At 66.2% G+C, this 12,884-nt stretch carries 12 protein-coding genes; 7 read left to right on the forward strand and 5 right to left on the reverse strand.

What is annotated here, in order from left to right; all coding sequences use genetic code 11:
• Positions 1-97: 97 nt before the first annotated feature.
• The 4 genes from LG367_RS12040 to LG367_RS12055 are packed head-to-tail and all read left to right on the forward strand — an operon-like array spanning position 98 to position 4,113.
• Positions 98-1,405, forward strand: coding sequence for a sugar MFS transporter (locus LG367_RS12040; RefSeq protein WP_226469494.1), 1,308 nt, complete (start codon positions 98-100; stop codon positions 1,403-1,405).
• The gene (locus LG367_RS12045) at positions 1,405-2,397 is read left to right on the forward strand and encodes a carbohydrate kinase family protein (RefSeq protein WP_226469495.1); all 993 of its coding nucleotides are present in this window, start codon (positions 1,405-1,407) and stop codon (positions 2,395-2,397) included. Before LG367_RS12040 ends, LG367_RS12045 begins: the two co-directional genes overlap by 1 nt.
• A complete protein-coding gene (locus LG367_RS12050) occupies positions 2,394-3,695 on the forward strand; it encodes an AGE family epimerase/isomerase (RefSeq protein WP_226469496.1) in 1,302 nt (433 codons plus the stop codon). The genes LG367_RS12045 and LG367_RS12050 overlap by 4 nt, the downstream gene beginning before the upstream one ends.
• 46 nt (positions 3,696-3,741) lie before the next feature.
• Positions 3,742-4,113, forward strand: coding sequence for a nuclear transport factor 2 family protein (locus LG367_RS12055; RefSeq protein WP_226469497.1), 372 nt, complete (start codon positions 3,742-3,744; stop codon positions 4,111-4,113).
• Between the two features lie 82 nt (positions 4,114-4,195).
• Here LG367_RS12055 and LG367_RS12060 read toward each other — a convergent pair whose 3' ends face one another.
• The 4 genes from LG367_RS12060 to LG367_RS12075 all read right to left on the reverse strand — a co-directional run bounded on the left by LG367_RS12060 (position 4,196) and on the right by LG367_RS12075 (position 8,457).
• Complete coding sequence (locus tag LG367_RS12060) at positions 4,196-4,687, reverse strand: hypothetical protein (RefSeq protein WP_226469498.1); 492 nt, start codon at positions 4,685-4,687, stop codon at positions 4,196-4,198.
• 102 nt (positions 4,688-4,789) lie between these two features.
• Positions 4,790-6,646 (reverse strand): RNA polymerase sigma factor RpoD, encoded by a 1,857-nt coding sequence (rpoD, locus tag LG367_RS12065; RefSeq protein ID WP_226469499.1) that lies wholly within the window; start codon positions 6,644-6,646, stop codon positions 4,790-4,792.
• Between the two features lie 149 nt (positions 6,647-6,795).
• The gene (dtd, locus tag LG367_RS12070; protein ID WP_226469500.1) at positions 6,796-7,248 is read right to left on the reverse strand and encodes a D-aminoacyl-tRNA deacylase; all 453 of its coding nucleotides are present in this window, start codon (positions 7,246-7,248) and stop codon (positions 6,796-6,798) included.
• 60 nt (positions 7,249-7,308) lie between these two features.
• A complete protein-coding gene (locus LG367_RS12075) occupies positions 7,309-8,457 on the reverse strand; it encodes a CDP-glycerol glycerophosphotransferase family protein (protein ID WP_226469501.1) in 1,149 nt (382 codons plus the stop codon).
• Between the two features lie 116 nt (positions 8,458-8,573).
• On the opposite strand from LG367_RS12075, the gene LG367_RS12080 reads away from it, so the two are divergent.
• The 3 genes from LG367_RS12080 (at position 8,574) to LG367_RS12090 (ending at position 11,671) form a co-directional block, all read left to right on the forward strand.
• Positions 8,574-9,515 (forward strand): lauroyl acyltransferase, encoded by a 942-nt coding sequence (locus LG367_RS12080; RefSeq protein WP_226469502.1) that lies wholly within the window; start codon positions 8,574-8,576, stop codon positions 9,513-9,515.
• A gap of 139 nt (positions 9,516-9,654) precedes the next feature.
• Entirely contained in the window at positions 9,655-10,128 is a 474-nt protein-coding gene (locus LG367_RS12085) for a PH domain-containing protein (protein ID WP_226469594.1), read from the forward strand.
• 76 nt (positions 10,129-10,204) lie between these two features.
• On the forward strand, positions 10,205-11,671 hold the full coding sequence (locus LG367_RS12090) for a PH domain-containing protein (RefSeq protein WP_226469595.1): 1,467 nt from the start codon (positions 10,205-10,207) through the stop codon (positions 11,669-11,671).
• 24 nt (positions 11,672-11,695) lie between these two features.
• On the opposite strand, the gene LG367_RS12095 is transcribed toward LG367_RS12090, so the two are convergent.
• Positions 11,696-12,748, reverse strand: coding sequence for a UDP-N-acetylglucosamine 2-epimerase (locus tag LG367_RS12095; protein ID WP_226469503.1), 1,053 nt, complete (start codon positions 12,746-12,748; stop codon positions 11,696-11,698).
• Between the last annotated feature and the right edge of the window lie 136 nt (positions 12,749-12,884).

The raw sequence follows: 12,884 nt of genomic DNA on the forward strand, positions 1-12,884 counted from the left end.
CGTCGATGCCGCCGCCGGGGATGCCGCGCGCCCACCCGGCGCGCTCCCTGCCCGAGCGCACGCGAGGGCACGCCAGCCGTTTCTCCGGAGCCCATCCATGAGTCGACCGCAACGCGATCTCTCCCACTCCGCGGCCATCGCGGTGGTGAGCCTGATCTTCTTCACCTGGGGCGGGCTCACCAGCCTCAACGACGTGCTGATCCCGCATCTGAAAGCCGTGTTTCAGATGAACTATTTCCAGACGATGCTGATCCAGATGACGTTCTTCGGCGCGTACTTCCTGATGTCGCTGCCGTCGGGCGCGGTGGTGGCGCGGGTCGGTTACAAGTCGAGCATCGTGATCGGGCTGGTGGTGGCGGCGGTCGGCGCGGTGATGTTCTATCCGGCGGCGCGGCTGCCTTCGTATCCGCTGTTCCTCTCGGCGCTGTTCGTGCTGGCCAGCGGCATCACGCTGCTGCAGGTGGCGGCCAATCCCTACATCAGCCTGCTGGGCGAGCCGGCCGGTGCGCCGAGTCGTCTGAATCTGGCGCAGGCGTTGAATTCGCTGGGCACCACATTGTTCCCGACGCTGATCGGCCCTCTGATCCTGTCCGCCGCCGTGCTCGGCGCCGATCAGCTCGCCGCGATGTCGACCACCGAGCAGCTCGCCTATCGCGCCGAACAGGCGCGTTCGGTGCAAGTGCCCTACCTGGCGCTGGCCGGCGGTCTTCTGGTGCTGGCGGTCTTCGTCCTCCTGATGCGCATCCCATCGCTGCGCGAGGCGACCGATCGCGGCGACGAAACACACCACACCTTCGGCGAGGTATTGCGCTTCCCGCATCTGCGCTGGGGCGTGCTGGCAATCTTTGTCTACGTCGGTGCGGAAGTGGCCATCGGCAGCTTTCTCATCAATTACATCTCCGGCCCGAACACGGGTGGCCTGAGCGAAGCCACGGCAAGCCGCTATCTCGGCTTTTACTGGGGCGGTGCGATGGTCGGCCGCTTCATCGGCGCGGCACTGCTGCGCACGATCGATGCACGCAAGCTGCTGGCGATCTTCGCCGGCATGACACTGCTGTTGCTGGCGACCACGATGTCGACCAAGCACGATGCCGCGATGTGGAGCGTGCTCGCGATCGGCCTGTTCAACTCGATCATGTTCCCGACCATCTTCACCATCGCCATCGAGCGCCTCGGGCCGATGACCAGCAAGGCATCGAGCCTGCTGATCATGGCCATCGTCGGCGGCGCGATCATCCCCTTGCTGCAAGGCTGGCTCGCGGATCACATCGGCATCCAGCACGCCTTCGTGCTGCCGCTGATCTGTTACGCCTACATCGCCTGGTACGGGCTGCGCGGTTCACGCCTCGTGGGTGACCTTCCGGTCGCCGCGGGCACGGCGCGCGTCGCGGGGCCGATGCACTGATGCCCGCCACCCGCACAGCGATCGCCTGCTTCGGCGAAGCCTTGATCGATTTCCTCGCCCGTCCCGCGAAAGCGGCGGGCGAGCCGCGCCAGTTCGCCGAATACGCCGGCGGCGCGCCGGCCAATGTCGCCGTCGGCGTCGCCCGCTTGGGCGGCCAGGCGCGTTTCATCGGCATGCTCAGCACCGACATGTTCGGTGATTTCCTGCTGTCGCAGTTTCATGGCTATGGTGTCGACACCGCACAGGTGCGGCACACCGACGCCGCGCGCACCGCGCTTGCCTTCGTCTCGCTCGGAAATGATGGCGAGCGCAGTTTCAATTTCTATCGCCCGCCGGCGGCCGATCTGCTGTTCCAGCCGCAGGATTTCGACGGCGAGGCCTTCGCCGACACGGCGATCTTCCACGTCTGCTCCAACAGCCTCACCGCACCGGCCATCGCCGGCACGACATTGCATGGCATGGAACTGGCCGCGCGTGCCGGCGCGCTGGTCAGCATGGATTTGAACCTGCGTCCGTCGCTGTGGCCCGCCGACGTCGATCCGACGCCGACGCTCTGGCATGCGCTCGCATCCGCGCATCTCGTCAAACTCAGCCGTGAGGAGTTCGTCTTCCTGGCGAACGGCGGTGACGAGGATGCCGTGATCGCGCGCCTGTTCGAAGGCGCGACGCAGACGGCGATCGTCACCGACGGCCCCGCGCGCATCCGCTGGTGGACGCGCGAAGCCTCGGGGTCGGCGGATACCTTCCCCATCGACGCCGTCGACACCACCGCCGCCGGCGATGCCTTCGTGGCCGGTCTGTTGCAACGACTCACGACGCACGCCATCACGGCGGATACCTTGAGCCGCGCCTTCGCGGACGATGCCACGCGCGATGACCTGCTGCGCTACGCGGCGGCCGCCGGCGCGCTGGCCACCACGCGCTTCGGTGCCTTCGCCGCGTTGCCGACGCATGGCGAGGTGCAATCCCTGATCGAAGGAAGCAAGCCATGAACCTGCCTGCGACGCCCATTCCCGATTTCGGCGACCCCGCTTTCCTGCGCGCGCACATCGGCGACACGATGGCGTTCTACCATCCCCGCTCGATCGATCCGGCGGGTGGCTTCTTCCATTATTTCCGCGACGACGGCAGCGTCTACGACGCTACGCACCGGCATCTGGTCAGCAGCACGCGCTTCGTCTTCAACAATGCGATGGCGGCACGCGAGTTCGCCGATTCGCCGCTCGCCGCCGAGTACCGCGACGCCGCGGTGCATGGCCTGCGCTATCTGCGCGAGGCGCATCGCGACGCCGAAAGCGGCGGCTACGCGTGGACGCTGCGCGACGGCAAGCCGAAGGACCGCACCTATCACGCCTACGGCGTCGCCTTCGTGCTGCTCGCCTACGCGACCGCGCGCAAGGCCGGCCTCGATACCGCGGCGTGGATGGACGAGACCTGGGAGTTGCTCGAATCGCGTTTCTGGGACGCCGATGCCGGCCTGTATCGCGACGAAGCCGATGCGCATTGGCGCTTCTCCGACTATCGCGGCCAGAACGCCAACATGCACATGTGCGAGGCGATGATCGCCGCGTTCGAGGCGAGCGGGGAAACGCGCTATCTCGAACGCGCGCTGATGCTCGCCGATCACATGACGCGCCGGCAGGCCGCCAAGGCCGGCGGACTGGTGTGGGAGCATTACGACCGCGACTGGAACGTCGACTGGGATTACCACCGCGACGATCCCAAGCATCTGTTCCGTCCCTGGGGCTTCCAGCCGGGGCATCAGGTCGAATGGGCGAAGCTGCTGATGCTGTTGCACGAACATCTCGGCGCGAAGCAGCAGGCGCCGGCGTGGCTGGTTCCCACCGCGCGACATCTGTTCGATGTCGCGCTCGACAGCGGCTGGGACGAAACCTTCGGCGGCATCGTCTACGGATTCGCGCCGACCGGCCTGGAGAAACCCGGCGCGGATGGCCAGGCATTCGCGCAAGGCTTCACCTCCACCACCGTCTGCGACGACGACAAATATTTCTGGGTGCAGGCCGAGGCGCTCGCCGCCGCGGCGCGGCTGTTCGCGGTGACCGGCGATGCGCGCTATCGCGGCGAGTACGAACGCATCTGGCGCTATTCATGGCAGCATCTCGTCGATCATCGTTATGGCGCCTGGTATCGCATCCTCGATCGCCAGAACCGCAAGTACAGCGACGAGAAGAGCCCGGCCGGCAAGACCGACTATCACACGATGGGCGCCTGCCACGACGTGCTGTCGGTGATGCGCGGGACGCCCGACGCGTTCAGTCGCAAGACCTGAGACGTCGCGGGAGTAGGCTCCGCGCTCCCACCAAAGGAGAGCGTCGATGAGTACCGAGCAAATCGCCAAGCGGCTGGTCGAACTGTGCCGCGAAGGCAAGTACGAGGAAGCCCAGAACGAGCTGTATGCCGAGGACGCCGTCAGCGTCGAGATGGAAGGGCTGCCGCAGGGCGCGCTCGGCAACGTCAAGGGATTGGCGGCGATCCGCGAGAAAGGCAAGAAGTGGGCCGAAGACATCGTCGAGATCCACGGCGGCAGCGTCGGCGAGCCGATCGTGGCCGGCGACTGGTTCAGTGTCGTGATGTCCATCGACGCCACCTACAAGAGCATGGGCCGCGTGCCGATGCAGGAAATCTGCGTGTATCAGGTGCGCAACGGCAAGATCGTGCGCGAGCAGTTCTTCTACAACGTCGACTGAGTTGCACGGCCCTGCCCCTATTGGCGTGCAGGGCCCTTCTCGCCACGCCTCGCTGATGCGCTATCGCAGAAGCTGCGGTACTTCAGCCGTCCGGGAATGAGGGCAGCACGCCCGTGGCGATCGCCAGGAACATCAGCAGAAGAATGCTTCCGAACAGTCCCATCAGCACCAGCAGCGAGATGCCGAACGCCATCCAGTTGGAACGGGGCTCGTGATCGTCCGGCAGCAATACGGCGATCGTGCCGCGTTGCCAGCGCGCGAGCGCCATCATGCTCACGACCTGCAGAGCGAGCACCCCCAGATCCATGACCCATCCGCCCGGCAAAAAGATGCTGCTGGCGATGACCAGCGCGATCGCCGCCAGCGAGCCCCATAACACGCGCCTTGCCAAGGCCGGCCTGTCGACCGCGCGGTAATTGATCGCGATCAGGACACCGCCCGCCAGCACAGTGCCGATGAACGTGGCCAGCCCGATTCCGGACACCTTGAACAGCCTGGCGCCGGGCACGGTTCCGGCGGACGACGGCTCTCGCAGCGATGCCGCCGGTGGCTGATAGGGATTCAAATCCTCCATGCGTTTCCCCAACGGATGGAAAGTGACGTCGGCATTGTAGATGCCGCACAAACGACAGGCCCGCCATTCGGCGGGCCTGTTTCGATCCGGTTGCGTCGAGCCTTACTCGATATCGAGGAAGCTGCGCAGCTGTTCCGAGCGCGAGGGATGACGCAGCTTGCGCAGCGCCTTCGCCTCGATCTGGCGGATGCGCTCGCGGGTGACGTCGAACTGCTTGCCGACTTCCTCGAGGGTGTGGTCGGTGTTCATGTCGATGCCGAAGCGCATGCGCAGCACCTTGGCTTCCCGCGGCGTGAGGCCGGCGAGGACGTCGCGCACGGTCTCCGACAGGTTCGTGTTGGTGGTCGCGTCGATCGGGGACTCCACGTTGGTGTCCTCGATGAAGTCGCCCAGATGCGAATCCTCGTCGTCGCCGATCGGCGTTTCCATGGAGATCGGTTCCTTGGCGATCTTCATGACCTTGCGGATCTTGTCCTCCGGCATGTCCATCTCTTTCGCCAGCTCTTCCGGCGTCGCTTCGCGGCCGAACTGCTGCAGCATCTGGCGCGAGATGCGATTGAGCTTGTTGATCGTCTCGATCATGTGCACCGGGATGCGGATGGTGCGGGCCTGATCGGCGATCGAACGCGTGATGGCCTGGCGAATCCACCAGGTGGCATACGTGGAGAACTTGTAGCCGCGGCGGTATTCGAACTTGTCGACCGCCTTCATCAGACCGATGTTGCCTTCCTGGATCAGGTCGAGGAACTGCAGGCCGCGGTTGGTGTACTTCTTGGCGATGGAGATCACCAGGCGCAGGTTGGCCTCGACCATCTCCTTCTTGGCCTTGCGGGCCTTGGCTTCGCCATAGGCCATGGCGCGGCTGATGTCCTTGATGTCGGCCAGGGTCACGTACATCGCTTTTTCTATCGCGATGGTGGCTTCCTGTTCGGCGATGATCTGATCCTTCACCTCGCGCAGGCCCGAGGACCACTTCTGCTTGCGCTTGAGCACGTCATCGACCCAACCGAGGTTGGTCTGATTGCCTTCCCAGGCGCGGATGAAATCCTTGCGCGGCATCTTGGCGATGCGCGTGGACAGATCGAGGATGCGGCGCTCGTGTTCCTTGATCTCGGCTAGCACTTCGCGCAGCTTCCTCACCAGCGTGTCGGTGAGCGCGAGCGGCAGCTTGAAGGTGACGAACTGTTCGGCCATCTCCTCGCGCAGCTTGATCACCGGCTTGGCGGCCGCGCCGTTCTTGGCGTAGGCCTTCTGGAACTTGATGTAGCTGGCCGACAGCGCTTCCATGCGGCGCGCCACTTCGGCCGGATCGGGACCGGTCGGACCGGCATCGTCGTCACCGCCGGCGCTCTCGTCGTCTTCCTCGTCGATCTCGGCATCGTCGTCGCTGCCGGCTTCGGCGGCGATCGGCGGCTCGGGTTCTTCTTCGACGAGATCGTTGAAACCGACCACGATCTCGGCCAGGCGCTTCTTGCCGCCCTTGTGCAGTTCGTAGTCTTCCAGCAGCAGCTGCACCGACCAGGGGAAGCTGGCCAGCGAGGACAGCATCTGGTTGAGGCCTTCCTCGATGCGCTTGGCGATGGCGATTTCGCCTTCGCGCGTGAGCAGTTCCACCGTGCCCATCTCGCGCATGTACATGCGCACAGGATCGGTGGTGCGACCGCCCTCACCGTCGAGCGCGGTCAGTGTGGCCGCGGCTTCTTCGGCCGCGGTGTCGTCGACTTCACGATTACCGGAATTACCGTCGGCGAGCAGCAAGGTATCGGCGTCGGGCGCAACTTCGTGCACCTCGATGCCCATGCCGTTGATCATGCCGATGATGTCTTCGATCTGCTCCGGATCGACGAGGTCGTCGGGCAGATGATCGTTGACCTCGGCATAGGTCAGGTAACCCTGCTCCAGGCCCTTGCTGATCAGTTGCTTGATGTCGGACTGCGGAGCCTGACGTTCGTTGGCCATGTGGGGCGCCACCGGAAGAAGAGGAGAAGGGAACCCTGCATTATACCCGGTATGAGAGGGTACAGGGTCACGAAACGTTGCGCGTCGCCGGGATTTGGCGGCGTTTGCCGGGTGTGGACGGTCCCCTGGCCTTCCCGGATCGGCATCGTCTAACTGCGATCGCCGGTTCGTAGCAGGAAGGTCACCGGGCCGTCATTGACCAGGCTGACAGTCATATGGGCACCGAACTGCCCGGTTTCCACCCCCGGCGCATGCTTTTCGCGGCAGACGGCGACCAGCTGGCTGAAGATCCGTTCAGCCTCGGCCGGCGCCGCGGCCGTGCTGAAGCCCGGACGCATGCCCGAACGGGTGTCGGCGGCCAGCGTGAACTGGCTGACCAGCAGCAGCCCGCCCCCGCAATCGGCCAGGGAGCGGTTCATCCGCCCCGCTTCGTCGGCGAAGACCCGGTAACCGAGCAGGCGCTCGGACATGCGGGCGATCTCCGCCTCGCCATCGCCCGGCTCGACGCCCACCAGCGCCAGCAAGCCGGGGCCGATGGCGCCGATGGTGGCGCCATCGACGTTGACGCTGGCGGAGGTGACGCGCTGGATCAGGGCGAGCATGTCGGCGGTGGGAAAACCCGAAAGGTGAATGGCCCGAGAGCCGTCATGGTGGCCGCCGCGCTAGCCGGAGCCAAGACCGCCCGCCCATTCATGATTCAGTTTCCGCTGCATGCGGGACATGAAATCGGCGACGAATCCGGGAGCCGGAAGCAGGGCGTGCATCTGCTTCCTGGTGCGGCGGCGCTTGTGCCAGAACCATCGCGTCCGGCGTTGCGGCGACGCCAGCGCGCCGGAGACCAGGGCATCGGCCGCATCCAGCACGCGCGCCGCCGAGCGGCCGTCGCGATAGGGATGGACCGTCTCCGCGTAAGCCTTCATCCAATCGCATCGCTGTCGTCCATCGCCTGACAGTGCCGCGGTCAGCGCCTCGTCGATGTGCTGCGGCCCCCTCACATCGATCATGAACGGTTGTGGCTTGTGATGCCGCACGGTCACGATCGGTTTGCCGAGCAGGGCGAATTCGTCGACGACCGACGTGGTGTCGCCCACCAATGCCTGCGTGATGGGCAGCAGGCCGGGCAAGGATTCCGCGTCGACGAAAACGGCGTTCTCGCCCACCAGTTCCTGATAGCGCTCGACGATATCCGGCGCCGACAGCGGATGCAGGCAGAGCAGCCAGTAACGATCGCCACGCTGCACCAGCGTTTCGATCGCCTGCAGGCATTCGCGTGACTGGCTCATCGGCGGATTGAAGGTCGATGTGTACATCACGATCGGCCGCCCTCGCGCGGCAGCCAGCACCTTTTCGCCGAGCGCTTCCCCAAGCCTCGGCTCATTTCCGAACAACACGTCGATCTTCGGCCATCCGGTTTCGACCACCACGAAATCTCCGCGCTCCCGCGCCACTTCGCGCAAGGGGCCGGTGGTGGCCGGCCCGTGCGTGCAGTAGAGATCGAACAATCCCTGCACGCGCAGTTGCCCTTCGCGGCGAGGATCGCGCTTGTGCATGTTCAATCCATGGAACACCTGGATCTGCAATCCAGGCAGGGCGCGCGGCGGTTCGTTGACCGTGCAGAACGTCGCATCGGCCGAGAACAACCTGAGTTCGCGCCTGCTGCGCAGACGCACTTCCTGTGGACGCAATCGCTTCGCCAACGCATCGCATGCCAGCCATGCCACGCGATGTCCTCGCGCCAATGCCTCGTCGGCAAGCGGCCGCAAGATCGGCAGCGAATACAACTCCGACGCAAGCAACAGATAGTTGCTCATCTCCCCTTCCCCCGTTTTGTTACCCCTGGCACATCCCCGATCGCATCGTACATGCGGACATCCTTGCTGTCCGGGCTGTCGCCATCCCGCGCCGCTTCACCCGCTAGACTGAATGAATGACGAAATTCGCCGCCTCCCTGCTGTACCTGCTCGCGACACTGGTCGGCCGCCTGCCGTGGTGGTGGCTGCGACGGCTGGGCAACGGCGCGGCCTGGCTCTGGCGACGCCTCGACGCGCGCGAGAGCCGGGTGGCGCTGCGCAATCTCCAGCTCGCCTATCCCGATCAGACGCCGGCGCAGCGCACGCAGATGTACCTGGCGATCTTGCGCACCACCGCCTATCAGGCGCTGGAGACGCTGCGCTTCTGGACGCGGCCGCACGTCCAGAACCTGGCCCTGATCCGCGAGGAACACGGCGCCGACCGCTACGCCGCCGCGATCGCGGCCGGTCGCGGCGTGATCGTCGCCGCGCCGCACTACGGCAACTGGGAACTGCTGAACCAGTGGCTCGCGGCCAATACCCCGCAGCTGGCGATCCTGTATCGCCCGCCGGAATCGGCGATCGGCGAGGCCTTCCTGCGTCGCGTGCGCGCCGACCAGGGCATGGGCGCTGGTCAGAGCAGCCGCGTGATGCAGGTGCGCGCCGAAGGCCCCGGCATCCGCCAGTTGTTCAGGCTGCTGAAGGACGGCGGCGTGGTCGGCATCCTGCCCGATCAGCAGCCGAAAGCCGGGGATGGCGAATTCGCGCCCTTCTTCGGCAAGCAGGCGCTGACCATGACCCTGCTCAACCGCCTCGCCGAGCGCACCGGCGCGGAAGTGCTGTTCGGCTACTGCGAGCGCATCGGCGCGGGGCCGGATTTCGCGCTCCGCTTCGATCCCGCGCCGCCCGAAGTCGGATCGAAGGATCCGGTGGAAGGCGTGACGGCGCTCAACCGTGAAGTCGAGCGCATCGCACGGCGCGACCCGCCCCAGTACCAATGGACGTACAAGCGCTATACGCTGCGACCGCCCGGCACGGGCGAGGACAATCCCTACCGGGACCTGGAGTTGGACCGATGATCCACATCAAGGAACGATCCACGCGCGGCGGCATGCGCGGCTTCACGCTCACGGTGCGATCCTGGCGATGAACGCATCCGGCATCAGCGAAAGCGAATCCCTGCACATGGCGGACACCGCTCCCGTCACGCACGACGACATGCCCAATGACGGCTGGCAGGCCCTGCCGCCACGGGCGCGCGGGCTCTACATCGTCAGCACCGCGCTCGGCATCGCGGCGGCGGCGTTCGTGGTCGGCGTCATCCTGATCGTGTCGCGGCTGTACGCGCCGACGCCCTACTTCCTGCCAGGCGCCGCATTGATCGGCTTGTTGATCGGCGCGTTGTACGGCAATCGCCGCTTCATCAACACGCGCTGGCGGTTGAACGGCGATGGCTTCGCGCTGCGGCGCGGCAAGCTGTGGCAGGTGGAAACGCGCGTGCCCGGCAGCCGCGTGCAACATCTCGACCTCAAGCGCGGACCCATCGAGCGCTACTGCCGCCTGGCGACGCTGGTGATCCACACCGCCGGCACCCGCCACAGTTCGGTCTCGCTGTCGGGCCTGGACGAACACGATGCGGAGTGGCTGCGCGATCGCCTCGCCAGCCAGACCGACGACGATGACGACGCCTAATCCAGCGGATACTTCCGTGACGTCCGCGCCGTCCGCCGCATCCGCGGTGGGCGAATCGGAGCATCGCCTGCATCCGATGTCGTGGTTGTTCGTGATGCTGCAGCACATGCGCACGTTCATCGTGCCGCTGCTGGCGTTCCTGATCTTCGGGCGCACCGATCGCAACGAGTTGTGGTCGTTGGTGGTGATCTGCCTGGTGGCCGCCGCCTCGGTGTGGCGCTATCTCACCTACCACTACCGCATCAGTGCCGACAGCATCCTGATCAAGAGCGGGATCCTGCATCGCACCTTGCGGCAGATTCCGTTCTCGCGCATCCACAACGTCGCGCTGCACCAGACGCTGCTGCATCGCATCTTCGGCGTGGCCGAGGTGCGGTTGGAATCCGCCGGCGGGCATAAACCCGAAGCGGAAATGCGGGTGCTCAAGCTCTCCGACGCGAACGCGCTGGAGGCGCTGATCCGGCGTCGCGGCGCCGTCGCGCCCGCCGATGTCGAAACGCAGCCCGTAGCCGCTGAGGCGCCGCTGTCACAGCTGCGTCCCGGCAGCGACGGCGTGCTGCTGACATTGCCCACCAGCGAAGTGCTGCGGCTGGGCGTGATCTCCAATCGCGGCATGCTGGTCTTCGGCGCCGCGCTGGTCGGCACCTCGCAGCTGCACGTGCAATTGCCGGACGCGGTGGCGCAGCGCTGGTCGCAGGCGCTGAACTATTTCTTTGGGCATTTCGGCATCAGCCAGGTCGCGGTGGTGCTGATCGTGCTGCTAGTGGGGTTCTTCGTGCTGCTGCGCCTGCTGTCGGTATCGCTGGCGCTGCTGCAGTACACCGGCTTCCGGCTCGAACAGCAGGGACGGCGGCTGACGGTCACGCGCGGGTTGCTGACACGCCTGCGCACCAGCGCGGCGCGGCGGCGCATGCAGGCGTTCCAGTTGCAGGAAACCGTGCTGCACCGGATGTTCTCGCGGCGTTCGCTGAAGGTCGACACGGCGGTGTCCGGCTCGCATCACGACGACCGCACGTTCCGCGAACTCGCGCCCGTCGCCTCGCCCGAGGTCTGCGACACGCTGGTGCGCCATCTGCTGCCCGGCGGCACGTGGCCGCCATCACATTGGAGGCCGCTGCATGCGCACGCGTGGCTGCGATTGTCGTTGCCGGGCGTGCTGCTGTCGCTGGTGCTGACCGCCGCTCTGTACTGGCGTTACGGCACTTGGGGATTGCTCGGATTGGCCTGGCTGCTGCCGGCCGTGTTCATCGCCTGGCAACACGCGCGCCGCGCCGGCTATGCCGTCGACGACACGCTGGTGGCAATCCGCAGCGGCTGGTGGTCGCGGCGCTGGCGCTTCGCCGAACTCGACAAGCTGCAGGTGCTGTTGCTGCATCGCTCGCCGCTCGACCGGATGCTCGGCATGGCCTCGCTGTCCTTCGACACGGCCGGTGCCGATCCGACCAAGTCGTCGCTACGTCTGCGCTTCCTGCCCGTGGAAGAGGCGCGCGAGTTGCTGATCAGGCTTGGGCGCGAGGTGGCGCGGCGCCCCTTGCGCTGGTGATTTCGTCGAGCGTCGTCGACGCTCTCAATGCTCCGGCAACAACGCCTGCATCTGCGCGCGCGCCTTCAATCGGCGCCAAAGACTCCGCTTGCGTGGCCGCAAGGGTCCGAAGCCACCCGCCAGCAACCGCTCCGTCGCTTCGACCACGCGCTGCGCGGAGTGACCGTCGCGCGCCGGATGAATCTGCGCGATGTATTCACGGATCGCCTGCATCTGCGCCGGCGGCCGCGACAACGCGATATCGATCGCGGCATCGATTCCTTCGGGTGTCCGCACGTCCAGCAAGGACGGCCGCGGTCGCCGTGTGCGCAACGTGACCACCGGTTTGTCCAGCAGCAGGCACTCCTCGATCACCGAGGATGTGTCGCAGACCAGCACATCGGTCGCGCGCAGCATGTCCAGCAGATCGGGCGCCTCGAGGAAGCGCGCGTGCTCGCCGGCCAGCGCGCGATAGGCGGCGAACAGTTCCGGCGGGCATTTCGGGTGCAAGGTCAGCAGCCAGTAGCGGTCGCCGCGCGCGATCAGTTCCGGCAGCACCGTCAGCAGGGCCGGCGCCGCGCTCAATGATTCGGTAAAGGTGGACGCCATCATCACCACTGGCCGTCCGCCAGCGGCGGCGCGCAGGGCATCGGCGGCGGGGGAAGGCGCGAACAACGGATCGAGCTTCGGCCAACCGGTCTCGGCGACGGCGAAGTCGCCATGCTCGCGCGCCAGCGCGGCAAAGCGCGGCGTGGTCGCCGGGCCATGCGTGCAGTACAGGTCGAACAAGCCGCGGATGCGGAAATGACCGCGCCCGGCATCATCGCGCTTGTCGATGTTCAGGCCGTGGAACAGCTGCACCTGCTTGCCCGGCAGCTGCGGCGGAATGCGGTGCACGGTGGCGAACGTCGCGTCCGCGGCGAAGGCGCGCAGCGCGGAGCGGCTGGCGATGCGCGGTTCGTCGGCGTGCAGTCGCGGCGCCACGGCATCGTCGCAGAGCCAGCCGACCCGATGCCCGGCGGCCAGCGCCGCGGCGGCCACCGGACGCAGCACGGGCAGCGAATACAACTCGGAGGCGAGCAGCAGATAGGCGGACATGCGCGGCACGATACGCGATTCGCCAAGCGCACGTCCCTCCTTGCCGCCGCATGTACGGGATTCTTACAAGGCACGAACCCGCAGGACACGAGCCGGCCGCGCGCATGCGGTAAGGTACGCGCCGGTTCCCTGATTC

Origin of the sequence: Luteimonas panaciterrae, from assembly GCF_020511115.1 — a bacterium.
Taxonomy (GTDB): domain Bacteria; phylum Pseudomonadota; class Gammaproteobacteria; order Xanthomonadales; family Xanthomonadaceae; genus Luteimonas; species Luteimonas panaciterrae.